Source organism: Tritonibacter scottomollicae, assembly GCF_003003215.1.
Classification (GTDB): domain Bacteria; phylum Pseudomonadota; class Alphaproteobacteria; order Rhodobacterales; family Rhodobacteraceae; genus Epibacterium; species Epibacterium scottomollicae.
This window is the reverse complement of record NZ_PVUF01000003.1, coordinates 151,418-174,890: the sequence shown is the minus strand read 5'-3', so window position 1 is coordinate 174,890 and position 23,473 is coordinate 151,418. Positions and strand designations below refer to the sequence as shown.

The 23,473-nt window shown below is 62.1% G+C and carries 22 protein-coding genes; 7 read left to right on the top strand and 15 right to left on the bottom strand.

Annotated features, from left to right (window positions below):
• The first annotated feature begins 154 nt into the window (after positions 1-154).
• Positions 155-2,047, top strand: a complete 1,893-nt coding sequence (locus CLV89_RS06820; protein WP_106162894.1) for an acyl-CoA synthetase — start codon at positions 155-157, stop codon at positions 2,045-2,047.
• 128 nt (positions 2,048-2,175) lie between these two features.
• A complete protein-coding gene (locus CLV89_RS06815) occupies positions 2,176-3,102 on the top strand; it encodes an alpha/beta hydrolase (protein ID WP_106162893.1) in 927 nt (308 codons plus the stop codon).
• A gap of 144 nt (positions 3,103-3,246) precedes the next feature.
• Here the strand turns inward: CLV89_RS06815 and CLV89_RS06810 are convergent, their stop codons facing one another.
• From CLV89_RS06810 to CLV89_RS06750, 13 genes are all read right to left on the bottom strand, one after another.
• The gene (locus tag CLV89_RS06810; RefSeq protein ID WP_106162892.1) at positions 3,247-4,083 is read right to left on the bottom strand and encodes an alkaline phosphatase family protein; all 837 of its coding nucleotides are present in this window, start codon (positions 4,081-4,083) and stop codon (positions 3,247-3,249) included.
• 181 nt (positions 4,084-4,264) lie between these two features.
• Positions 4,265-5,902, bottom strand: a complete 1,638-nt coding sequence (locus CLV89_RS06805; RefSeq protein WP_106162891.1) for an ABC transporter ATP-binding protein — start codon at positions 5,900-5,902, stop codon at positions 4,265-4,267.
• Positions 5,899-6,714, bottom strand: a complete 816-nt coding sequence (locus CLV89_RS06800; RefSeq protein ID WP_106162890.1) for an ABC transporter permease — start codon at positions 6,712-6,714, stop codon at positions 5,899-5,901. Before CLV89_RS06800 ends, CLV89_RS06805 begins: the two co-directional genes overlap by 4 nt.
• Positions 6,715-6,724: 10 nt before the next feature.
• Positions 6,725-7,681, bottom strand: a complete 957-nt coding sequence (locus tag CLV89_RS06795; RefSeq protein WP_106162889.1) for an ABC transporter permease — start codon at positions 7,679-7,681, stop codon at positions 6,725-6,727.
• Between the two features lies 1 nt (position 7,682).
• A complete protein-coding gene (locus tag CLV89_RS06790) occupies positions 7,683-9,266 on the bottom strand; it encodes an ABC transporter substrate-binding protein (RefSeq protein WP_106162888.1) in 1,584 nt (527 codons plus the stop codon).
• A 192-nt stretch (positions 9,267-9,458) separates the two neighbouring features.
• Entirely contained in the window at positions 9,459-9,929 is a 471-nt protein-coding gene (dtd, locus tag CLV89_RS06785) for a D-aminoacyl-tRNA deacylase (RefSeq protein WP_106162887.1), read from the bottom strand.
• Positions 9,930-9,950: 21 nt separating this feature from the next.
• Positions 9,951-10,631 carry a nitroreductase gene (locus tag CLV89_RS06780; RefSeq protein WP_106162886.1) on the bottom strand — a complete coding sequence of 227 codons (681 nt, stop codon included), beginning with the start codon at positions 10,629-10,631 and terminating at the stop codon, positions 9,951-9,953.
• A 70-nt stretch (positions 10,632-10,701) separates the two neighbouring features.
• Positions 10,702-11,805 (bottom strand): TFIIB-type zinc finger domain-containing protein, encoded by a 1,104-nt coding sequence (locus CLV89_RS06775; RefSeq protein ID WP_106162885.1) that lies wholly within the window; start codon positions 11,803-11,805, stop codon positions 10,702-10,704.
• A 570-nt stretch (positions 11,806-12,375) separates the two neighbouring features.
• Positions 12,376-13,557 carry an SPFH domain-containing protein gene (locus CLV89_RS06770; protein ID WP_106162884.1) on the bottom strand — a complete coding sequence of 394 codons (1,182 nt, stop codon included), beginning with the start codon at positions 13,555-13,557 and terminating at the stop codon, positions 12,376-12,378.
• Positions 13,558-13,710: 153 nt separating this feature from the next.
• Positions 13,711-14,661 (bottom strand): DUF2927 domain-containing protein, encoded by a 951-nt coding sequence (locus CLV89_RS06765; protein ID WP_243394951.1) that lies wholly within the window; start codon positions 14,659-14,661, stop codon positions 13,711-13,713.
• Between the two features lie 10 nt (positions 14,662-14,671).
• Positions 14,672-15,862: a toxic anion resistance protein gene (locus CLV89_RS06760; RefSeq protein WP_106162882.1), complete on the bottom strand. Its 1,191-nt coding sequence runs from the start codon at positions 15,860-15,862 to the stop codon at positions 14,672-14,674.
• A gap of 21 nt (positions 15,863-15,883) precedes the next feature.
• A complete protein-coding gene (locus CLV89_RS06755; protein WP_106162881.1) occupies positions 15,884-16,798 on the bottom strand; it encodes a 5-bromo-4-chloroindolyl phosphate hydrolysis family protein in 915 nt (304 codons plus the stop codon).
• Positions 16,799-16,963: 165 nt separating this feature from the next.
• Entirely contained in the window at positions 16,964-18,154 is a 1,191-nt protein-coding gene (locus tag CLV89_RS06750) for a pseudouridine synthase (protein ID WP_106162880.1), read from the bottom strand.
• A 101-nt stretch (positions 18,155-18,255) separates the two neighbouring features.
• On the opposite strand from CLV89_RS06750, the gene CLV89_RS06745 reads away from it, so the two are divergent.
• The 5 genes from CLV89_RS06745 to CLV89_RS06725 all read left to right on the top strand — a co-directional run bounded on the left by CLV89_RS06745 (position 18,256) and on the right by CLV89_RS06725 (position 21,104).
• Complete coding sequence (locus tag CLV89_RS06745) at positions 18,256-18,708, top strand: nucleoside deaminase (RefSeq protein ID WP_106162879.1); 453 nt, start codon at positions 18,256-18,258, stop codon at positions 18,706-18,708.
• Positions 18,705-19,529, top strand: coding sequence for an aminoglycoside phosphotransferase family protein (locus tag CLV89_RS06740; RefSeq protein ID WP_106162878.1), 825 nt, complete (start codon positions 18,705-18,707; stop codon positions 19,527-19,529). The genes CLV89_RS06745 and CLV89_RS06740 overlap by 4 nt, the downstream gene beginning before the upstream one ends.
• An 81-nt stretch (positions 19,530-19,610) precedes the next feature.
• Positions 19,611-20,183 carry a TetR/AcrR family transcriptional regulator gene (locus CLV89_RS06735; RefSeq protein WP_106162877.1) on the top strand — a complete coding sequence of 191 codons (573 nt, stop codon included), beginning with the start codon at positions 19,611-19,613 and terminating at the stop codon, positions 20,181-20,183.
• Between the two features lie 28 nt (positions 20,184-20,211).
• Positions 20,212-20,505, top strand: coding sequence for a YciI family protein (locus CLV89_RS06730; RefSeq protein WP_106162876.1), 294 nt, complete (start codon positions 20,212-20,214; stop codon positions 20,503-20,505).
• A complete protein-coding gene (locus CLV89_RS06725; protein WP_106162875.1) occupies positions 20,502-21,104 on the top strand; it encodes a DNA-3-methyladenine glycosylase I in 603 nt (200 codons plus the stop codon). The genes CLV89_RS06730 and CLV89_RS06725 overlap by 4 nt, the downstream gene beginning before the upstream one ends.
• Positions 21,105-21,312: 208 nt before the next feature.
• On the opposite strand, the gene CLV89_RS06720 is transcribed toward CLV89_RS06725, so the two are convergent.
• On the bottom strand, positions 21,313-22,482 hold the full coding sequence (locus CLV89_RS06720; protein WP_106162874.1) for a M24 family metallopeptidase: 1,170 nt from the start codon (positions 22,480-22,482) through the stop codon (positions 21,313-21,315).
• On the bottom strand, positions 22,482-23,174 hold the full coding sequence (locus CLV89_RS06715) for a metal-dependent hydrolase (RefSeq protein WP_106162873.1): 693 nt from the start codon (positions 23,172-23,174) through the stop codon (positions 22,482-22,484). Before CLV89_RS06715 ends, CLV89_RS06720 begins: the two co-directional genes overlap by 1 nt.
• Positions 23,175-23,473 lie beyond the last annotated feature (299 nt).

The following is a 23,473-nucleotide window of genomic DNA, read 5'->3' as shown; positions in this document are numbered from 1 at the left end:
CCCTGACAGTGCGCGCAGGCATGAAATTGCGCAGCGTCATATCTGAACTTCCTTTACGTGAACCTCGTGTCTTGCTTGCACGGCCAAGGTATTCCAATCATCGTGGCCCTGAGGAACAATCAAGATCCGTGGGACGGGCTAGGGGAGGAAGAACATGGCTTTTGCAACGACCGCGGATGTCGCGGCGATCGAACAGGAATGTGCCTGGGCGGATCGCGACGTCCCCAAGACGCTCTATGGTCTGCTGTCGCGCACTGCGGGCAACTTTCCAAACAACCGTGCCGTCAGCTACCAGATCTTTTCCGGTCCGACGGACAAGGCAGAAACGCTGACGTGGTCCGAGTTGAAAGACAAGACCACGCAGGCGGCCAATCTGTTCCGGTCCCTGGGCGTGGGCGAAAAGGACGTTGTTGCCTACGTGCTGCCCAATGCCAACGAGACGCTGATCACCATGCTGGGCGGCGCGGTGGCGGGGATCGTGAACCCGATCAACCCGCTGCTGGAACCAGAGCAGATCGCGTCCATTCTGCGCGAGACCGGTGCCAAGGTTGTGGTGACGCTCAAGGGCTTTCCGAAGACCGATGTACCGCAGAAGGTGGCCGAGGCGGTGGCGCATGCGCCCAGCGTCAAGACCGTGCTGGAGGTGGATCTCAACCGCTATCTGACGCCGCCGAAATCCTGGATCGTGCCGCTGATCCGGCCCAAGGTGAACAAGGCCCACGCCCATGCGGACTACAAGTGTTTTCGCAAGGAAATGGCCAAGCAACCGACCGAGCTGACCTTCCCTGACAGCGACGGCGACCGGGTGGCCTGCTACTTCCACACCGGCGGCACAACCGGCATGCCGAAAGTCGCACAGCACACCTATCAGGGCATGATCTACAATGGCTGGCTTGGGCACACGCTGCTGTTTACCGAGGAGGACAACATCATGTGTCCTCTGCCGCTGTTCCATGTCTTTGCCTGCCATGTGATCGTCATGGCCGCTGTCGCGTCTGGCGCGCATGTGGTGTTTCCGACGCCGCAGGGATATCGCGGGGATGGGGTTTTCGACAATTTCTGGAAGCTCTGCGAGCGCTGGAAGATCACCTTTATCATCACGGTCCCCACGGCGATCTCTGCCAAGATGCAGCGCCCGGTGGACGCGGATGTCTCTACCATCAAGACCGCGTTCTCCGGCTCGGCCCCGCTGCCGCTGGAATTGTTCCGCCGCTTTGAAAAGGCCACCGGGGTCACGCTGGTTGAGGGCTATGGCCTGACCGAGGCCACCTGCCTCGTCTCCTGCAACCCGGTAGAGGGCGAGAAGAAGGTCGGCTCCATCGGCATTCCATTCCCCTATGCCGACGTGAAAATCATCAAAGGCACGCCCGAGGGGCTGAAGGAATGCGGCACTGACGAAATCGGCGAGATCTGCGTCTATACGCCGGGTGTGTTCCCCGGCCATACCTACACGGAGACCGACAAGAACATCGATCTCTATTATCAGGACAAATACCTGCGGACCGGGGACTTGGGGCGCGTGGATCCGGACGGCTATCTCTGGATCACGGGCCGGGCCAAGGATCTGATTATTCGCGGCGGCCACAACATTGACCCGGCGGAGATCGAAGAAGCCCTGCTTGGCCATGATGCGGTGGCCTTTGCCGGTGCGATCGGCCAGCCGGATGCCCATTCGGGCGAGCTGCCCTGCGCCTTTGTCGAGCTGGTCGATGGGGCCTCCGTCACCGAAGAAGAGCTTCTGGCGCATTGCAAACGCCATATTCACGAACGGGCGGCGATCCCGAAGCATATGACCATTCTGCCAGAGCTGCCCAAAACCGCTGTCGGTAAGGTCTTCAAGCCGGATTTGCGCCGTCACGCGATCATTCGCGTCTATGACGCGGCGCTGGAGAAGGCAGGGTTGGACGCGCGCGTGACCTCTGTCATCGATGACAAGAAGCGCGGGCTGGTGGCTCAGGTCACATTGCACGGCAGTGGCCCCGAGGACGTCGGCAATGTGCTGTCTGCCTTCACTCGGCCCTGGGACGAAGCCAAGCCCGCTGCCTGACATCTGCGATCACGCCGTATCACTGGAAAAGCACGCCACCTTTGGTGTGCTTTTTCCATTTTACCGTTTCCAACCCGGACTTGCGGTCCTAGGCTCGACGTGACTGAGGACGCCGATGGGTGGACACTATGGATTATGAAAAGCAAATTGACGAAGAAACCTGGGCCTTTATCCGGGAGACGGGTCGTCATTACCCCGAAGACACCGTGGATCTGAGCATCGACGAACAACGCGCGGTCTACAACAAGATGGCCGCGGCCTTTCGCAAACCGCGTTCCGAGGTGGTCGAGGTCACCGAGAAGACGGTCCAGACGGTCTCGGTCCGCATCTACGAGGCCGGAGATCCCACCCGCACGGTGATGTACTGTCATGGCGGCGGCTTTGTCGTCGGTGATCTCAACAGCCATGATGATGTGTGTTCCGAAATTTGCGAGCAGACCGGCTACCGTGTGGTGGCCGTGGACTATCGGCTTGCACCTGAAAACGAGCACCCGGCGCAGTTCGACGACGCCTGGACGGTGCTGCAATGGATCGCCACGACATATGACGGGGGCGTGGTTCTTGCAGGTGACAGCGCGGGCGGGACGCTCAGTGCCTCAGTGGCACATCACGCGCGTGGTCGCGTTGATGCGGTCTTGGGCCAGGTGCTGATCTATCCGGGGCTTGGCGGTGAACACACTCTGCCTTCCTACAACGAACATGCTCACGCGCCGATGCTGACGCTGGAGGATGTCAAATTCTATGCAGACGTGCGCAGCGGCGGCACACCGGTCAGCAATGACCCCACCTATGCGCCGTTACAGGACAGCGATTTTGCAGGACTGCCGCCGACGGTGATGTTCTCTGCCGATTGCGATCCGCTGCGCGATGATTGCCGCGCCTATCGCGATGCCATCCACGCGGCGGGCGGGGTGGCGGAATGGATGAATGAGACGGGTCTGGTGCATGGATATCTACGCGCCCGTCACAGCGTGGGCCGTGCGCGCGATAGTTTCGAACGTATCGTGCTGGCGATTGAGGGGCTGGGACAAGAAATCTGGCCCTACGACGAGTGACCTCAGCGAGCGTGGCCAGCTCTTGACCTGATAGCGATGTAGACCGGGACGAGGACGTGTCACGCTGGTGACGCGTGACGTTGAGCAGATCGGGCTTGCCCGCATGAATAGGCCGCCGCGTCTGTGCGGCGGCCTAATGTGTCCTCAGCGCAAGAATGCCCCGGCTTTCATGCTGTCTGCAACCGGCGCGCCAAGGCGGTTCAGGATCGTCGGCGCCAGCTGCCGCTGGTCGATCACGTCGTCCTGCGCCGGCCCCTCGGCCTCGCCAAAGTAATAAAGCGCGGTTTCCTGTTGCAGCGGGTGGTGTCCGCCGTGGTGGCCTCGGTCGTCCTGGCCATGGTCGGCAGTCACGATCACCTCATAGCCCATGGCACGCCAGCGCGGAATGAAGGGGGCCAGCATTTCGTCCATCACGAAACAGGCTTTGTCCATCTCGGCGCTTTCGTGAAAGAACCGGTGCCCCATGCTGTCCAACGTGCAGGTGTGCAGCATGCCGTAGTTGAGATCGAAGCGACCGCAGAGGTTGGTCAGCGTCGCAAAGAGATCCACATCTGAGGGCGTCATCTGATTGTCGTGGCCGTAACCGGTCATGGAGTGAAACCGGCCATGGTTGATGGTGGCGCTTTCGGGTTCGTCATACTCGATGTCGCGCACGTAATCGAAGGGCGAACGGTTGAAGAACTCTGACCAGAAGCTATGCGCCACGGCGCCTGTTGTGCCGCCGCCCTTGCGCACCTGCGAGAACACATCGTCCTCCTTCAGGCGGAACACATTGCCGTTGCCGGTGCAGCCATGCACCTGCGGCGAAACGCCTGTGTGGATCGAGGCGTAGCAGCTGGCCGAGATCGACGGCAGCACGGCGCGGTGTTTCCAGACGCGCGCCTCGCCCGACTGCACCCAGCCTTCGAGGTTGCCGAACAGGCGGCGGAAATTGCGGTAGGGCACGCCATCAAGGATGATGAGCAGGAGTTTGCGGTCCATGTGAGAGGTCCTGGGCTGGGGGTGGTCTGTTGGTGCTCAGGACAGCGCCCGAGCCTAGGGTGGGCGTGAAGCGCCCTCGCTGGGGGGAGGGTCGGGCCCTGTCCGGCCTTGCGGCCGAACAGGGCTTTTGTTGTCTTGCGCCCGCATCGAGCGGACGCTGACGGTTGGCAGGAGGCGGGCATCAGTTGCCCGCGCTCTCCATCTTGCGATTGGCGATGACCTCTTCAAGCCAGCCCAGCTTCATCTCCGGTACGGAGCTGAGCAGGAGGTCGGTGTAGTCATCAAACGGCGGGCTCAGCACCTCGGTCTTGCCGCCGTAGCGCTGCACCTTGCCCTTGTACATCACCGCGATGTTGTCGGAGATCGCCTTCACCGTCGCCAGGTCGTGGGTGATGAACAGATAGGCCACATCCTCGATCTTTTGCAGGTTGAGCAAGAGCTTCAGGATGCCGTCCGCCACCAGCGGATCCAGCGCCGAGGTGACCTCGTCGCAGATGATAACCTTGGGCTTGGCCGCCAACGCGCGGGCAATGCAGACACGCTGCTTCTGACCGCCCGACAGCTCTGCCGGGTAGCGGTCGATGAAACCGTCGCCAAGCTCGATCTCATCCAGCAGCTCCTGGATCCGCTTGCGCTTTTCCGCTCCGCGCAGACCGAAGTAGAACTCCAGCGGCCGACCGATGATGGTGCCCACGGTCTGACGCGGGTTCATCGCCACATCCGCCATCTGGTAGATCATCTGCAATTCGCGCAGATCCTCGCGGGTGCGGTTCTTGAAGTCCGGCGACAGGGTGCGACCGGCAAATTGGATATCGCCCTCACGTGGGGGCAATAGCCCGGTGATCACCCGCGCCAGCGTCGATTTGCCGGAGCCGGATTCGCCGACCACCGCCAGCGTCTGGCCGGGGTAGAGGTCGACGTTGACGTTGTGCAGCACATCGAACTTGGTGCCGGAATAGCGCGCGGTGACATTGCGCGCCGACAGCACCGGCTCCTCGGTGGGTGCCTTTTCCTCGTGATCGATGGAGCGCACGGAGACCAGCGCCTGGGTGTACTCCTCCTGCGGCTCATTGATGATCTGGTTGACGGGGCCGTATTCCACGGTCTCGCCCTGACGCAGCACCATGATGTCATCGGAGACCTGTGCCACCACCGCGAGGTCGTGGGTGATATAGAGCGCCGCCACCCCGGTGTCGCGGATCGCTTCCTTGATCGCCATCAGCACGTCGATCTGGGTGGTTACATCCAGCGCCGTCGTGGGCTCGTCAAAGACCACCAGATCGGGTTCGGGGCAGAGCGCCAGCGCCGTCATGCAGCGCTGCAGCTGACCACCGGAGACCTGGTGCGGATAGCGCTCACCGATGTTGTCCGGATCGGGCAGGCCCAGCTTGTCAAACAGCGCCCGCGCCCGGGCCTCGGCATTCTTGCGAGAGAATTTACCCTGCTCGACCGCAGCTTCGACCACCTGTTCCATGATGGGTTTGGCCGGGTTGAAGGAGGCGGCGGCGGATTGCGACACATAGGTCACCTCGCCACCGCGCAGCTTGCGGATATCGCTGAGTTTGGACTGCAGGATATCGCGGCCGTTGACCCAGACCTCGCCGCCGGTGATCTTCACGCCGCCACGGCCATAGGCCATGGAGGACAGACCGATGGTGGACTTGCCGGCGCCGGATTCCCCGATCAACCCGAGCACCTTGCCCGGCATCAGGTCAAAGCTGACCCCATGCACGATCTCGATATCATGGGGCTTTTCACCCGGCGGGTAGACCGTGGCGCCGATTTTCAGGTCGCGGACCTTCAGAAGTGGTTCGCTCATCCGCGGCCTCCTTTCAGCGATGTGGTTCGGTTCAGGACCCAATCGGCCACCAGGTTCACCGAGATCGCGAGGGTCGCGATGGCGAAGGCGGGGATCAGGGCGGCGGGAATGCCATAGACGATGCCGTCCTTGTTTTCCTTCACGATGCCGCCCCAGTCAGCTTCGGGCGGTTGCACGCCAAGGCCGAGGAACGACAGGGTGGAGACAAACAGCACCATGAAGATGAAGCGCAGGCCCATCTCGGCCACCAGCGGCGAGAGGGCGTTGGGCAGGATCTCGCGAAAGATGATCCAGACCGTGCGCTCACCGCGCAGGCGGGCAGCTTCTACAAAGTCCATCACCTCGATGTCCACGGCGACCGCGCGGGCCAGACGGAACACGCGGGTGGAGTCTAGAAGACCCATGACGAGGATCAGCATCGGCACGGTGACAGGTGTCACCGACAGCACCACCAGTGCAAAGATCAGCGTCGGGATCGACATGATCAGATCGACGAAACGCGACAGCGTCTGATCCACCCAGCCACCTGCCACCGCGGCAAAGATGCCGAGGATGGAGCCGGTGGTGAAGGAGATGATGGTCGCCACGGTGGCGATGAAGATGGTGGTCCGGCCGCCATAGATCATGCGGCTGAGGAGGTCGCGACCGATGTTGTCGGTGCCCAAGAGATAGTCGGCGCTGGAGGGCTCCCAGACATCGCCGACCACTTCGGCCATACCATAGGGCGCGAGCAGGGGCGCAAAGATCGCGCCGAGGAAATAGAGGGCCGTGAAAAACAGGCCGATGAGGGCGGATACGGGTATATTTTTCATGTCCGTGTCCTTACTTCGGGTGCCGCAGGCGCGGGTTCGACAGGATCGAGACGATATCGGCAACCATGTTGAGCCCGATGTAGACGGCGGCAAAGATCAGACCACAGGCCTGCACCACCGGCACGTCGCGTTTCGACACGTGATCGACCAGATATTGCCCCATGCCCGGGTAGACGAAGACCACTTCGATCACCACGACGCCGACAACCAGATAGGCGAGGTTCAGCATCACCACATTCACGATCGGAGCGATCGAGTTGGGGAACGCGTGACGCCAGATCACCTTGAAGGTCGAAAGCCCTTTCAGTTCAGCGGTCTCAATATAGGCGGACTGCATCACGTTCAGGATCGCCGCACGGGTCATGCGCATCATGTGGGCAAGCACCACAAGCGTCAGCACCGCAACGGGCAGGGCGATGGAATTGAGCTTCTGCCACAGGTTCATGCTGTCGTTGATCATGGCGACAGAGGGAAACCAGCGCAGTTTAACGGCGACCAGATACATCAGGACGTAGCCGATCAGGAATTCAGGGATGGAGATCGACGCCAGCGTGACGCCGGAGATCAGCTTATCCGGCCAGCGGTCCTTGTAGCGCACCGACAGAAGGCCGAGAAAAATCGCCAGCGGTACGGCGATCAGCGCGGCCCAGAAGGCGAGGAACAGCGTGTTCGACAGGCGTGATCCGATGGCGGATGTGATGTCCTGCCCAGAGGTCAGAGCAGTGCCAAGGTCTCCCTGCAGGGCGCCAAAAAACCATTGGAAGTATCGGGTGACAGGCGGATCGTTCAGGCCCAATTCAGCGCGCAAATTCTCCAGCGCCTCGGGCGTTGCGGACTGTCCGAGGATGGACTGGGCGACATCGCCTGGAAGGATCATGGTGCCGGCAAAGATCAGCACGGAGATCATCAACAGGAGAATGAGACTCAGCGCAATGCGCTGAGTCAGTAGTTTTAGGACAGGGTGCATATCAGGCTTTGACCCACATTTTCAGCGGGGCATATGCGTTCATCAGGGCGTGGCCTTTCACGCCGTCAACCCAGCCGTCTACCTTGTCGGATGTTGCATCGACGAAGTCGTTGAACATCGGGCAGATCAAGCCGCCTTCGTTGCGCACCATGTCGGACATGTCCGCATACATCTGCGTCCGCTTGGCATTGTCCAGCTCGCCGCGCGCGGCGATCAGCATTTGGTCGAACTGCTCGTTGTTGAAACGGGTGTCGTTCCAGTCTGCCGTGGACAGATAGGCGGTGGTGAACATCTGGTCCTGAGTCGGACGGCCACCCCAGTAGGAGGTGCAGAAGGGCTGCTTGTTCCAGACTTCGGACCAGTAGCCATCATTCGGCTCGCGCTTGATTTCAAGCTCGATACCGGCTGCCGCCAGCGATTGCTGGAACAGAGCCGCCGCATCCGGCGCACCCGGGAAGGAGTTGTCGGAGGTCCGCAGAAGAATGGAGCCGTCATAGCCCGACTTCTTCATGTGGAACTTCGCCTTGTCCGGGTCGTATGTGCGCTGCTCGGCCGCGGTGAACAGCGGGTAGGAGGCGTTGATGGGGCTGTCGTTGCCGACGGAGCCAAAGCCGTTGAGGATCTTGTCTACCAGTTCCTCACGGTTGATGCCGTATTTCAGCGCCATCCGAACGTCGTTGTTGGCAAAGGGATCCGTGTCGCAATGAGCGATGAACACATAGTGGCCGGGACCTGCGGTGGAATGCACGGTGATGTTGGGCGCGCGGTCCACCAGTTTGGCGGTGCGGGGCGGCACACGGTCGATCATATCCACCTGACCGGCCTGCAGCGCGGCGACGCGCGCGGTGTTGTCGTTGATGACCACGTATTCGATGGTTTCCGCGTTGCCCAGATCGCCCCAGTAGTTGGGGTTTTTCTCGGCCACGAAACGCACGCCCATGTCGACGGCCTTCATCACGTAGGCGCCGGTGCCGATCGCTGCGGCTGGGTCGTCCTTGCCGCCATTGGGCTGGATCACAAGGTGGTAGTCGGTCAGCAGGTAGGGCAGGTCGGCGTTCGGGCTGTCGAGTTCGAACACCACGTTGTCGCCGTCAGCCGATACTTTGGTGATCGACCGCATGATGCCAAGCGCGCCGGATTTCGTGTCTTCGCCGGAGTGGCGCTCCATGGTGGCAACCACGTCTTCTGCGGTCACGGCTTTGCCATTGGAGAAGGTGATGCCGGAGCGGATCTTGAAGGTCCAGGTCTTGGCGTCGGCAGATGCTTCGAAGCTCTCTGCAACCATTCCGTCCAGACCGCCGTCTTCGGCCAGTTCGACCAACGGCTCGCCCCAGAGGCGGATCACCGAAAGCGCAACCTGATTGGTGGCCAGCGCCGGATCCATACTGTCGGTGGTGGAGCCACCCTGCAGACCGACACGCAGCGTGCCACCGGCCTGAGGACCGGCCGCCTTTGCAGCGGATGCCAACAGCGTGTTTGCACCCAATGCGGTGACACCCAGCGCCGCAGCGCGGCCGAGGAATTCGCGTCGGCCCATACGGCCCAGAGCGGCTTCCTGTGCGAGGTGTTTGAGATAATCGTTCATGCGTTGTCTCCCTATCGAGGTTACGAGTAGGCCCCGGTTTTTTCTTGAATGGTGGTACAAGATTTGCCGATTTGGCACACTGGGGCAAGGAATAATGCCAGAAAATTGCGTCCGACTTGCTGGGAGTGCCGGGATAACCGGCCCTTGAGAGCTCCCATCATGGCCTGCGAATGCTCTGGCTGCGCGGGGGTGTTACCCCGGTCTTGCGGACTTGTTAGGACGATCATCGGTGTCCAGCCAGACTGTAACAGGACCGTCGTTTACAAGTGAAACTTTCATGTCAGCTCCAAATGCGCCGGTTGCAACGGGCAGGCCCGTAGCCCGCATTTTGTCGCAAAAACAATGATAAAGCTCTTCTCCTTTTGCTGGTGGCGCGGCTTTGGAAAAACCGGGCCTTGTGCCGCTGCGGGTGTCTGCGGCTAGCGTGAACTGGCTGACCACCAGCACTGAGCCACCGACATCCGCAACCGAGCGGTTCATCTTGCCCGCGTCATCGCGAAAGATGCGCAGGCGTGAAATCTTGTGCACCAAATGTTCGGCCTCGGCCTCGCTATCGCCCTGCATCGCGCAGATCAGGACCAGTATTCCGGGGCCGATCTCGCCGATGGTGGCAGAGTCGACGGTGACGCTTGCCGCGCTCACACGTTGCAACAGGGCGCGCATGGCTGTCCTTCCTGCGGCGGTTCAGGCGCCGCGCCAATCGGTGAAGTCTTTGATCGCGGCCCGAGTGGTGCGAAACCCGTTGGCGGGATGATCCGGATCCTCGTAGCCGAAGCTGATCGCACAGAGGATCAGCCGATCCTCGGGTATATCGTAGAGCTGGCGCAGCAGCGGCGCATGAGACGCGACGGCGGCTTGCGGGATCGTTGCGACCCCCAGCGCCTGCGCCGCAAGGGTAAAAGCGGCGACAAAACCGCCGCAATCCATTGCGCCATAGGAGCCGAGTTCAGCCGGGCTCGACAGGATCGCGCAATGGGGGGCACCAAAGAGGGAGAAGTTCTCCATCATCTGTCGCGCGGCCCCCTCCCGGTCGCCCTTTTGAACCCCGACCGCCTCATAAAGCGCCCAGCCGCAAGCGCGTCTGCGGGCCTGATAGGCGCCGGAATACCGCGTGGGAAAGGCAAGGTCAGGGTCATGGTCACCGGCAGTGGCGGCCTCGGTCAGAGCCGTGCGCAGCCGGTCGGTCTCCGCGCCGCTGGTAATCGTGAGCGCCCAGGGTTGAGCGTTGCACCAGGAAGGCACTTTGCAAGCGGCGTCCAAGATCTGGGTGATCACCGCGCGGGGTACTGGATCGGGCCTGAACCCGCGGCAGCTATGCCGCGTGCTTAGCAGCTGGTCTAACTCGCTCAAAGCGCTGTTGGACAATGTATCGTCTCCCCGGAATTTGGCGCGAACATGCAGGGGGAGTCGCGAAAAGGCAAGCAGGTGTCGGAATTTAACTCTGTGACGCGAGGTAGGCCACGCCAGCCGCCACGATCAAACCCAGCACAACGGCGCCTGCGATCTTCCATGCGGAATAGGGGCGTTCGCCCTGCACCCGGCCCGACTGCCCGTTCACCACAAAGCGATAGCTTTGACCGCGGTATTTATAGGCTGCCATCCAGACCGGCAGCAGCACGTGTTTGAACGTCACCGCACTCACATCGGTATCGACCGAGCTGATGCGCTGGCGGTCGCCGCCGATATCGAACTTGATGTCGCGTTCGATCACCCGGTCCATTTTCCGGCTGGCATCGGCAAAGCCGGGCTCAAGGTCGATGGTATAGGCCTCAGCCCGGAACCCGGCCAGATATTTGGGCTGATAGGGGGCAAGCTGCGACAGGTCCCAAGGCTCCAGCCCTTCGGTATATTTGCGCGGCAGGCTTTTGGAGGCGAGCACCAATACGTCGTCAAAGAATCGCTGCACGCGCCCACGGACATTGGACCAGCGCACGCGAACTTCGGTGCGCACCTGCGGTTTGCCGTCGACCATGACGGTGCGGCTGACGGTATATTCCGTGCCGCGCTGGCCGGTGTATTGGCTGTGGGTCTGGGCGTCATAGGTCCAGTAGGGGACGTAGATCCCATCCATCTTGCGCCCTTTACGGGCATATTCCTTGAGGCCATTTGGCGCAAACCACAGCCCGCCCAACCAGTCTTCCATCGCCGTGTGCGCGGCGCGTTCGTCGAACTGAAAGGGCAGGACACCCTTGGGTTTGATGTGACGGTTCTCGCCGGTGTCCGCCACCACGGGAGTGGCGCAGAAGGGGCATTCCAGCGCATGCACCGAGGGGTCAAACTCCACCTGCGCGGCACAATTGGGGCAGGAGGAAACGCGGGTCACTTCCATCTCGGCGGCAGGAAGCTGTTCGCGCAACGCGGAGAGGAAATCGAGCTCCTTCAGGGCGCTGCCGCCCCATGGGCTCTCTGTCAGGTCTTTCTGGTGGCCACAGTGATCACAGATCAACGCGCCTTCTGCTGGCGCAAAGCGATAATCGGCACCGCATTGTTCACAAGGAAAGCGGTGCGTTTCCTCTGCTTCTTGGGGGGCTGTGTCCATTGCGGGCGGGGGCGGCGGTGTCTGGGTCACGCGGAGTATACCATTTGGTCTAGAGCCAATTATTCAAGGTGCTTCAAGTTGTCTGCCAGGTCCGAGACAGAAGCGAATAAAAAGTGCGGTTGAAACGCATGCGCTTACGAATATCGCTCTCGATTGAGACGATGTGAGGAGCTGATGTTCAGCCGAGACTGTCCAGTCTCGCGCTGTGGGGCTGGTCCACCCAAGCCCTGTTGTTCCAATAGTATTTATCAGAAGCGAATAGGTCACTATGGCAACCATCGGAATTATGGCCCCCCAAAGCACTGCAACTCCCCAGCTTACGCGGCGTCGCATAAGAAGCCTAAGTGGCGCAGACAAGAATACCCAACTCGCCATCAAGGCAATTGGTGTACCAACTAGAGCAAACACCAAGATATACAGAATTGCAGCATACCAAGGGTCGCTTGAAAGCAGAATTGGAGCCGTCGAAACAATAAGGATGATGTTGTATGCGATCGGGCCGCTCAGGCTGACCGCATACCTCCATTGTTGCGTTGAGTAGGGTGAAAAGCTCGGCATCGTCAAGGGATACTACCCCGCAGGCGGCGGAGGCGGTGGGGGCAGGATGGTGAAGAGCTGCGCCAGTTCGGTGACGTCGCCTGCGCGCATCCAGCCGTCTTGTCCCGGGGTCCAGACATGGGTGTCACGTGTCAGCTGGCCTTCCTGCGCCATGCGCCCCATGCGCGCCTTGGAAAATGGCCCGGAGGTTTTGCCATTTTCAGCAGTATGCCAGACATGCTCCACCGGCGGTGGCGGCGGGGCCATCGGGGCGGCCTGCGCTGGCGCCTGCGAGGCAGCGGGTGCGGGCCGTGTGCCCCAGGGACCGGTGGTCTGGCCCGCTGCTGCCGGGGACTGCGCCTGGTGCAAGGTCTGACCCATCTGCTGTGCCATCGCCATGCCCATTCCCATGCCAAGGCCCGCGCCCATGCCGCTGTTGGGGGTCTTGGCGGCGGCTTCCATGGCTTCGGCGGCCTTGAACTGCGTATAGCGGCCCAGATCGCCGATGATGCCCATCTGGGTGCGCTTGTCCATCGCCTGCTCCACCGCCGGCGGCAGCGAGATATTTTCCACATAAAGCTCCGGGATGGCGAGGCCGTATTCCGCCACGACGGGGCCAATCTCGGCCGCCACCAGCTTGCCCAGATCGGCGGTGTTGGCCGCCATGTCCAGCACCGGGATGCCCGATCCTGCAATGGCGCGCGAGAACTCCTGCACGATGATATTGCGGATCTGATAGGAGATCTCGTCCATGGTGAACTGACCATCGGTGCCGACGATCTCGGTCAGGAAACGCGCCGGATCAACCACCCGCACCGAGTAGCTGCCAAAGGCGCGCAGGCGGACTGGGCCAAACTCCGGGTCGCGGCACATGATCGGGTTCTTGGTGCCCCATTTGAGGTCATTGAACCGCGTTGTCGCGACAAAGTAGATCTCGGATTTGAACGGCGACTGAAAGCCGTGATCCCAGTGCTGCAGCGTCGTCATCACCGGCATATTGTTGGTCTCAAGCATGTAAAGACCGGGCGTGAACACATCCGCCAGCTGGCCTTCATGGACAAAGACCGCCGCCTGACCCTCGCGCACCGTCAGTTTGGCGCCGTATTTGATCGCATGGCCTTCGCGTTCAAACCGCATGACCATGGTGTCGCGGGTGTCATCGGTCCAATGGATGACGTCGATGAATTCGCCTTTGAGAAAATCGAAAATGCCCACGCTGTGTCCTCCCACGGCTGTTTCCCAAGATGTAGCAACCCCGTTGCCTCGAAACCAGAGGGCAGGGCGTGGAACTTGCGATTCTGCCGGAGACATGGCGCTTTTCCCCGCAACCGTATGGTGCACGTGCCGAGGGGGTGCAGGGACGGCGTCCTAGAGAGACAGATCGCCCATGATCTCTTGGGCGATACGCGCGACGGTCGGTCGGGCTTCCTCCGCGCTCATCGCCACGCGCAGACGGGAATCATACAGGATCTGCAACAGTTTCTCGTCGTGGCTGGTCAGGCGGGCGAATTCGTCATCATCGTTGAAGATGGAGGGCCGCGCCCTGGGGCTGTCGTTGCGCAGGCCAAGGCCTTGCGCGATTTCTTCGTGAATGCAACTGTCGCGCATCAGCTCAGATTGCTCGGCCCGGATCAGCGCAACCCCGCGGGAGTAATTCAGCGGGTCGCGTTGCGGGCCGCCTGCAAAGACCAGGCAGTAGAACTTGCGCGGTGGGGTCGCAAACAGGGCGACGTCACTGGCCGAAAGATTGGGCAGGAGCTGGCGCACCTTGCTTTCAACATAGTCAGCGTCATCAATGCCTGCAAAGATCACGGTGAAATTGCCGCTGGAGCCGACCGTGACGGGATGCCCGGTGATGCGCGCGAGACGGGCGGCATATGCAGCAAGTGTGGCGCGATCCCGCTTGGCCTGCGCCGCGGATACCGAGGGGCCAAAGACCGGCACCAGACGCACCGGCTGTTCCCAACGCCCCAGGCCCCCGGCACCGCCATCAGAGGCCGTGGCGTATTCGTCGTAAAACGCAAGGGTTTCAAAGTTTTCCGCTAGGTCCTCGGCGTCATACGGCGTTTCCGGCCCGCCACCATCTGTGCGCAATAACCCACGGGTCAGCAGATCCTGTTCAAGATCAGCGTAGTATTTCGTCAGGGCCTGTGCCTCGACCGACGGGGTGTAGATCGGTTTTTCGGGCCGTGGCGTTGGGCGCGGCGTGTCCTTGGGGCCGGGCGCAAGCGCCAGACACCCGCTGAGCACGACAGACGCGCCCAGCGACAAAACCGCGCCGAGGCGGCGGTTCCGGGTCTTGTTGTGTCGAGGCGTCACGCGCCCATGCTCACTTTGGCACGGCGGTGCCGGCATTGTCGCCGACACCATCCTTGCGCGCCTTGGCGGAGGCCAGCGTGTCGCGCAGTTCGGTTTCCATCTTCTTCAGCTCGGTCTCTGCCTCGGCGCGCTTGCGCTTGCCCTCGTCGGCGATCTGAAGGCTTTCCTCGATGGTGCCGATCAAATCCGCATTGGCCTGTTTTACGGCCTCGATGTCAAACACGCCGCGTTCCATTTCCTGCCGGATCACCTTGTTGCTTTCGCGCAGGTTGGAGGCATTGGCAGTCAGCAGCTCGTTGGTCAGGTTGTTGGCGTCGCGCACCGCATGCGCCGCCTCGGCCGAGCGCTGGATGGTTACCGCCTGCGCCAGCTGGGTTTCCCACAGCGGCACGGTATTCACGAGGGTGGAGTTGATCTTGGTCACCAGCGACTTGTCGTTTTCCTGCACCAGGCGGATCGAGGGCAGCGACTGCATGGTGACCTGACGGGTCAGCTTGAGGTCATGCACCCGGCGCTCCAGATCGTCGCGGGCCGCACGCAGATCGCGCAGCTCCTGCGCCTTGATGACCTTGTCGTCTTCTGGCGCCGCCTCGACGGCAGCTTCTTTTTCGGGAATGTCTGTGGCGTCTAGCTCTGCCAGCTTTGCCTCACCGGCGGCAATATAAAGCGCCAGCTCGTCGTAGAAGTTCAGCGTCTTCTCATAGAGCACGTCAAGGGATTTGATGTCCTTCAGCAGCGTGTGCTCATGGCCCAGGAGATTGTCGGTGATCCGGTCGATCTGGCCCTGGATGGTCTCGTATTTGGCGGTGAACTTGGCAAAGGGCGCGGCCCGGCCCAGCAGCCGTTCCCAGAAGGTGGGCTTGCGGCGCACATCCAGTTCGGAGACCGAAAAGCCGCGAATGGTGGTGACGATATCGCGCAGGGAATCGCCGGCGGGGCCGACATCCTTGTTGCGTACATCCGTCAGCATCGCTTGGCTGATCTGCTGCAATTCGCCCTGTGCGGCAGAGCCGAAAGAGATGATCGAATTGGTGTCACCCATGTCGATCTCGCCAATGCGGCGACGGATCGCGGTGGTGGTCTCCGGGTCTGCGGCCTCCAGCGTGGCCAGCTCGCCCTTGGGCTCAGCCAGGGCAACCTCGGTCACTTCCTTCACCAATGTTTCGGCTTCGACGGCTTTTTTCTGAATGGTCTCGGACATGGGCCAGGCCTTTCTGTCAGGTTAAGAGGGGCGGTCCATCTGGACGCCTTCGCGCTCCAACCGGGCGCGCAATACATCAATTTCAATCGTCAGGTCGCCACGGTCCTCCAGCAGGAGTTTTTCGGTCCGGGCGGCAAAATTCTGTTCCAGATCGTCGAGCAGCGCCAGATAGTCGGCGCGGGCCTGTGCGTCGCCACTGCGCGCAAAGATATCGGCAAACTTGATGGACGCGTCGCGGGCCCCCATGAGGTAGACGGTCAGATACTTGCGCGCGGCGGTCAGATCGCGCGGGTCTTCCTCCACCGTGCGGCAGAGGTCACGGGCCACGGACTGGAACTGGTCGACGCGCAGCTCGACCTGACGATCCTTGGCACGCAGAACGGCATCCTTCATCGCGGCCAGATGGGTTTCGGCCTCATCCACCACGCGGGCCACGCGGGAGCTTTGGAATTCGTCCACCCCCGCGACGCCCTTGTCGCTGAGCGGGTCAACACCGAAGGCGGCGAAATGCAGCCCGCTACAGGCCAGCCCATAGAGCGCAGCCGTGATCACGCCAGGCTCGCTGGCCCATGCACCGACAGCGCCGCCGAGACCACATAGAAGCGCGGCGAGGATTTTGCGGGGCAGGGCGGGGCGACGCGCCACCTTGCGCGCAGCATAGGCGGCTTCGGCCTTCAGCCCTTCGCGCAGCATCACAGCGGAGCCGACCCAAAGACCTGCGCCGATCAGTCCGATCACCAGGGCCGAGGCGCCAGCGCCAAGGGAGAACAGCATCAGAACAGCAGCAGGTACGAACATCAGGTTGGCGCGCAGGCCCACGGGGTTCACCTGTGCGTTAGCCATCATCCGGGAGGAGCTTGAGGTGCGACCGTCCGGACGGCTGCCGGAGGGGTCGTTGCCCGAGGGGCTGAATTTGCCACCAAAACGCTGTGCCATGTGTCTAGACCCCAACGATCCAGCCGGTCCCGATGCCCAGCATCAGGATCAGCAACGCGACATAGGCGATGGATTTCACCGTTTTGGCCCCCAGACTTTCCTCAACGCATTGAAACCTAGGAGATCTCAGGCCCGCGTACTAGGGGGAAGTCCGCTCAAGGGCGCTCAACCTTGCGGTTTTTTGCCAAAACGCCCTGATTTGCCACTTGGTTTGCCGCTGGGTCTACCGCCTGTGGCAGGGCCGGACTTTCCCGGGCGTGTGGCGCTGCTGGAGGTTTTGCTGCCAAAGGTCTTGCCACGGCCCATGCTCGCGCCGCCATCCTTGCCACCGCCACCCTTGCCCGTGGGCTTGCCTGCCGGGGCCTTGCCCGCTGGGCGACCCTCAGACCTGCCACCGGGCTGGTCAGGGCGACCCTGCGGTTTGCCGGGGGCATTGCGTGGCCCGCGCGAGGGGCGCTGCGGTTTCTTTTTCGCTTCGCCATCACCTTCGGGCGCTGGCAGGCCAAGCTGGTCACGGACAACCCGCGACCGCAGCTCTTCGACTTCGCCTTCTTTCAGCGTGCCAAGTTGGAAAGGACCGTAGGACACACGCAAAAGCCGGTTGACCGGATATCCCACCTCATCCATCGCACGACGGATTTCGCGGTTCTTGCCCTCGCGCAGCCCGATCGTGAGCCAGGCATTGGCGCCCTGCTGGCGGTCTAGGGTCACGGTCATCGGCTGGAACCGTTCGCCGTCGATCACCACGCCCTTGCGCAGGATCTCGAACTCATGGTCCTGAGGGCGGCCATTGATGCGCACCCGGTAGCGGCGCAGCCAGCCGGTGGAGGGCAGCTCCAGCTGGCGTTTGACGCCGCCGTCGTTTGTCAGCAGCAACAGCCCCTCGGAATTGATGTCGAGCCGTCCGACGGTCATCACCCTGGGCAGATCCTCGGGCAGTTCGTCAAAGATCGTGCGACGGCCCTTTTCGTCCGAGTTGCTGGTCACCAGCCCGGTGGGTTTGTAATAGAGCCACAGGCGCGGGGCCTCGGCCTCGGGCAGGGGCTTGCCATCCACGACAATGCGGTCGTTGTCGGTCACATTCAGCGCCGGGCTGTCGATCACTTTGCCGTTCACCGCCACGCGGCCCTCGGCGATCATCCGCTCTGCCTCGCGACGCGAGGCAACGCCAGCACGGGACAGCACTTTGGCGATACGGCCGCCTTCGGACGCGGGTTGTGCGTTGACCGACGCATCACCCTGCGGGCCTTGCGGCGCGCGCGGCTTTGCCGACGGTTTGGCCTTTGGCCGGGAGCCGGGCGCGGCACCGGTGGCTGCGCGATGCTTGGAAGGGGCGGATGGGGTTTTCTTGCTCATGGCGCTGCCATAGCCTATTCGCGAGACCTGCGAAAGCACCCATTGCAGGGTAGGGCTGCCCCGGATCTCGGCGGCATGGGCGACAAAGGAGCACCACAGGGATGGAGTTTCGATCCTTCATGGCAGAAGCGCTGATTGAGGCGCGCGCCGCCGCCGCACGCGGCGAGGTGCCGGTGGGCGCGGTGCTGGTAGGCCCCTCGGGCGAGGTGGTCGCGCGGGCTGGCAATCGCACACGGGAACTCAACGACCCCACTGCCCATGCAGAGGTTCTGGTGATCCGCGCGGGGTGTGCGGCATCGGGGACTGAGCGGCTCCTGGGGCACGATCTCTATGTGACGCTGGAGCCTTGTGCGATGTGCGCGGCTGCCATCGCCGCTGCCCGTGTGGCGCGCGTCTATTACGGCGCGTCCGACCCGAAATCCGGCGGTGTGGCCCATGGCGCCTGCGTGTTCGACCACCCGCAGGCCCATCACGCGCCGGAGGTTTATGACGGCTTTTCCGCGACACAATCTGAGGCGCTGTTGCGGGACTTCTTCGCGAAACGGCGCGGATGAGCCTGCCACCAACAGACCTGTTGCAGCGCTTTGGCCTGAGCGCGCCCGAGCTGGTGGCAGAGACCGCGCGTGCGAAGGTCTGGCGCGTACGCCGGGGGTCGGGCGCATGGGCGGCGCTGAAGTACTATCCCGCCGGTCATATGGGGAATGAGGCAAGCGGCCTTGCCTATCTCGAACGCTGCGAGGGCGCGGGAGCCGTGCGGGTTTTCGAGCGCAGTGCGGATGCGGTTCTGATGGAGTGGCTTGAGGGGCCATCATTGGGGGATCTGGCGCGTGCGAAGGGGGCAGAGGCGGCGGATCATGGGGTGACTGACGTGGCCGCTCGATTGTGTGCCACCCGCATTTCAGGCGCCGGATTGCTGCCAGTATCAACGGTCATGTCGCCCCTGCGCGACGCCACTTTCACCTCGCCCGAAGCGCAAGAATCGCAAGGGGTTGCGCGGGCCTGTCTGGATCAGTTGCAATGCGGTGCGGGGGAGGACGTCGCCCAGCACGGTGATCTGCACCACGACAACATCATCCAAACGGCTCAGGGCTTGCGGGCCTTTGACGCCAAGGGGTTGGTGGGGCCGCGCGCCTATGAGTTGGCCAATGCGTTTCGTCATCCGCGTGGATGTCGCGCCCATGCCGCAGACCCGCAGGTGATCCGGCGTCGCGCGATGATGTGGGGACGTGTGGCGGGCTGCACTGCGCGGGAGCAACTCCATTGGGCAATTGCGAAGCTGCTTCTGTCGATGCTCTGGTCCGGGCAAGAAACCCTGGATGACCGTATGCTCTTGCGGCACATGCTCCGCGTTGCGAAATCGGGCTTGCAGATCTAGGTCAAGTGACCTAAATGTGAGCTAGGGCAATTGACCTAATCGTCAAATCTGCTCGGGTTTCACACGTGGATGGAGAGACCGATGACCCGCACGAGAGATCGAATTGTCAGTCAGGCGGATGTGCTGTTTTACGAGCGCGGGTTTGAGGCCACGTCCTTGGCCGATATTGCCGGGGCGCTGGGCCTGTCGCGCGGGAATTTCTACTATCATTTCAAGGCCAAGGATGAGATTTTGAATGCGGTCATAGACCTGCGCTTGTCTCGCACGGCGGCGATGTTGACGGCGTGGGAAGCAGAGAGCAACACGCCCCTTGCGCGCATCACCTGTTTCATCCGCATCCTGATCCGCAATCGTGCCAAGATCATGTCCTGGGGCTGCCCGGTGGGCACATTGGTCAGCGAGCTGTCAAAGCTCGAACATGCCGCACAAAGTCGCGCGGCGGAGCTGTTCACCCTCTTCATCGACTGGCTCGCAACGCAATTTCGCAGCGCTGGTATTGAGCGAGATGCGAAGGCACTGGCCACCCATCTGATGGGGCGCAGTCAGGGCGTGGCGGCGCTGGCGCAGGCCTTTGGTGACGAGGCGCTGATCGAGGCAGAGGTTGCGCAGATGACAGATTGGGTCGAGCAGCAAATCGCGACGCAGGCCCCATAGCCCATTCAAAACAGGAGAGAGGGTCGCGATGTTTGTGATCTATTTGAAATTCACTGCAGAAAAGGCGCGCGCCGCGCAGGTCATGGAGGCGCATAAGGCGTGGCTGGCGCAGGGGTTTTCCGATGGCGTTTTCCTCGTGGCGGGGTCACTGGAAGAGGGACAGGGCGGGGCGATCCTTGCATCGGGAGAGGACCGTAGAGCGTTGGAGGCCCGGGTCGCCGCAGACCCCTTCGTGGTTGAAGGAGTTGTTGTGGCGGAGATTACCAAGTTCACGCCCGCACGCACCGATGCGCGGCTTCAGTTCCTGAAGGTGGCCGCATGAGCCGGATTGTCACCGGCGCGGACGGACGTGACCGCTGCGCATGGTCTGCCTCCGCGCCGGAGTTCGACGCCTATCACGATGCGGAGTGGGGCTTTCCGGTGGGCGAGGATCGGCGGTTGTTTGAAAAGATCTGTCTGGAAAGTTTCCAGTCCGGCCTGAGCTGGCGCACCATCCTGTCAAAGCGCGAGAACTTTCGCGCGGCCTTTGATGGCTTCGATTATCACGCGATGGCGGGCTACGGGCCGGAGAAGGTTGCGGCCTTGTTGCAGGATGCCGGTATCATCCGTCATCGCGGGAAGATCGAAGCGGTCATCAACAACGCCGCACGGGCAATCGAGATTGAAGCGCGCGAAGGCTCTCTGGCCGCGTTTTTCTGGCGCTATGAGGTCAAGACACCGCCAGAGCCGCAGACGGTCTCTACCTGTCCCGAGTCGGTGGCGTTGTCGAAGGACTTGAAAAAGCGTGGCTGGAAATTCGTCGGACCGACCACCTGCTTTGCCTTCATGCAGGCGATGGGGTTGGTCAATGACCATGCCGAAGGCTGTTTTTGCCGCCCGTTGGCGGCTCAGGCGCGTCGGGCGTTCACAGTCCCGGTCTGACTTTCGGACCTGTCCCGACTGATTTTTGATTTGATGGCAGATGTCTTGTCTGAGCTGTTTCGCTTTGGGCTTCGCCCAAAGCGACCCGCGCCGCGCGCCCGAAGGGCGCGCGGCGCTCGGCCCAACGGAAGGTGTGGTTTTTTATAAACCATGCCGCCGGGCGGGAGCTCCCCCGCCCGGCAGTGTGGTAAGCGATTGAGCTGCGGTGTTATTTCACCACGATTTCGCGCGGCACATCCACCAGCGGCTCGCCGCCGTTGGGAGTCACAACAAAGGTCTCGGTGATCGCCATGCCCCAATCCGGTGTCCACAGGCCCGGCATCAGGTGGAAGGTCATGTTCTCCTCCAGCTTGGTGGTGTCACCGGGGCGCAGCGACATGGTGCGCTCGCCCCAGTCCGGCGGGTAGCTGAGACCCACCGGGTAGCCGGTGCGGTTGCCCTTGATATAGCCCGCGCGGCCAAAGCTCTCGTAGACGCAGGCGGCGACTTCCTCGCAGGTTACGCCCGGCTTGGCGACGGCGAAGGTGTCCTCGATCGCCTGCAGGATTGCCTTTTCACCACGGCGGATGTCCTCGGGCGGGCTGCCGAGGAACAGCGTGCGGCTGATCGGGCAGTGGTAGCGGCGCACACAGCCGGAGATCTCGAAATACGTCGCCTCGCCGGGGGCCAAGGGACGGTCATTCCAGGTGATGTGGGAGGCGGAGGCCTCGATCCCCGAGGGCGCAATGGGTGAAATCGCCGGATAGTCCCCGGCCAGGAGCGGCAGGCCTTCGATGCCGGCGGCCTGCACCCGCGCGACCAGCGCGTTCTTTGCGATGCCCTCGTTGAAGGAGGCACGCAGCACCCCGTGCATATGCGCCGAGAGCTTGCCTGCGGCCTCCATCAGCTGCAGCTCCTGCTCGCTCTTGACCGCGCGTTGCCAGTTCACCAGGCCGGTGGCATCGGCCAGGGCGTCGCGACCAAGGGCGGTTTCAAGGATCTCATGGCTGCGGGCGGAGTAATAATAGTTGTCCATCTCCACCCCGATGGCCTCGGTCCAGCCGAAGTCGCGCAGCAGCTCCACCAGCGAGTCGAACGGATGGTGGTCCGGGTGCTGGACGTGTTCTTCGGGCCAGTCGAACAGGTGATCGGCCTCCAGCCAGGTGGTCAGCGCGGCGCCCGGCTTGTCCTGGGTGCGGCCCCACCACATCGGCATGCCGGTCTCATGCAGAATCACCGCCTGCGGAACATAGAAGCTCCAGCCGTCATAGCCGGTGAGCCAGGCCATATTGGAGGGATCGCAGATCACCAGTGTTTTAAAGCCCTGCGCGGCCATGGCGCGGCGGGTCTTTTCCAGTCTGCGGGCGTATTCGGTGGTGGTAAAATCGTTGGCTGGCATTAGAACTCGATTTCTTTCAGAACCTGTGGCTCGATGACGTTGACGCCGGGAAGCCCGTCAATCAAGTCCTGTGCGCTCTGTTCCAGCAATGGAAAAGTGCGATAGTGGCATGGAATGACCGTTTTGAAGGCAAAATAGCGCTTCGCGGCATAGGCGGCGGCCTTCATGTCCATGGTGAAATGACCGCCAGCGGACAGGATGCCGATGTCGGGCCGGTAGTAATCCCCCATCCAGTCCATGTCTGCCATGATGTCGGTATCGCCCGAGACATAGATCATATGCCCCTCGGCCTGGATCATATACCCAACCTCGCTGCCGGCGGTGCGCAGCCCGTCGCGGGTGGAAAACGTGTTGGAATGCGAGGCCGGCACCATGGAGACGCGGGTGTCGCCAACCTCGACCGTGCCACCCTTGTTAAAGCCGAGGGTCTCCACGCCCTCGGTCTCGCCCCAAAACCCCATCAGGTCGTATTGGCCGATGATCGGCACGGAGAGATGCTTGGCCAGGCCGAGCACATCCGCAACATGGTCAAAATGCGCATGGGTCAGCAAGATGTGGGTGGTGCCGGCTGTCGCAGCCTCGTGCTGGTGGTCCTCCAGCATCGGGTTGCCGGTCAGCCAAGGGTCGATGAGGATCGTGGTGTCGCCGGTTTGCAGGCGGAAGCCGCCATGACCAAGCCAGATCAGTTTCATATGCGCTCTCCCTGTGGGTGGTTCATGCAGGATGCCTTTTTTGCGACCCTATCAGGGGTTGCGGAAAAATCCATTGATCTAACGCGCAAGATTGCGTGTCAGAGTAAACACGTCCTGGGCAGCAAGATCCTGTGGCTCAGGTCGTGGCGCGCGCGGCGCGATCTTTACCAGAGACTTCCCGGCGGCGGCGACCCGGACCAACCCAGCAAGCGCCCTGGCGCAGCACTTCATTTGGCCTTTGGGCGGAGAAATCCCAAGGCAGGCTTGCGGCGCGCAGGCGCGGGCGGTAAATGCGGGGG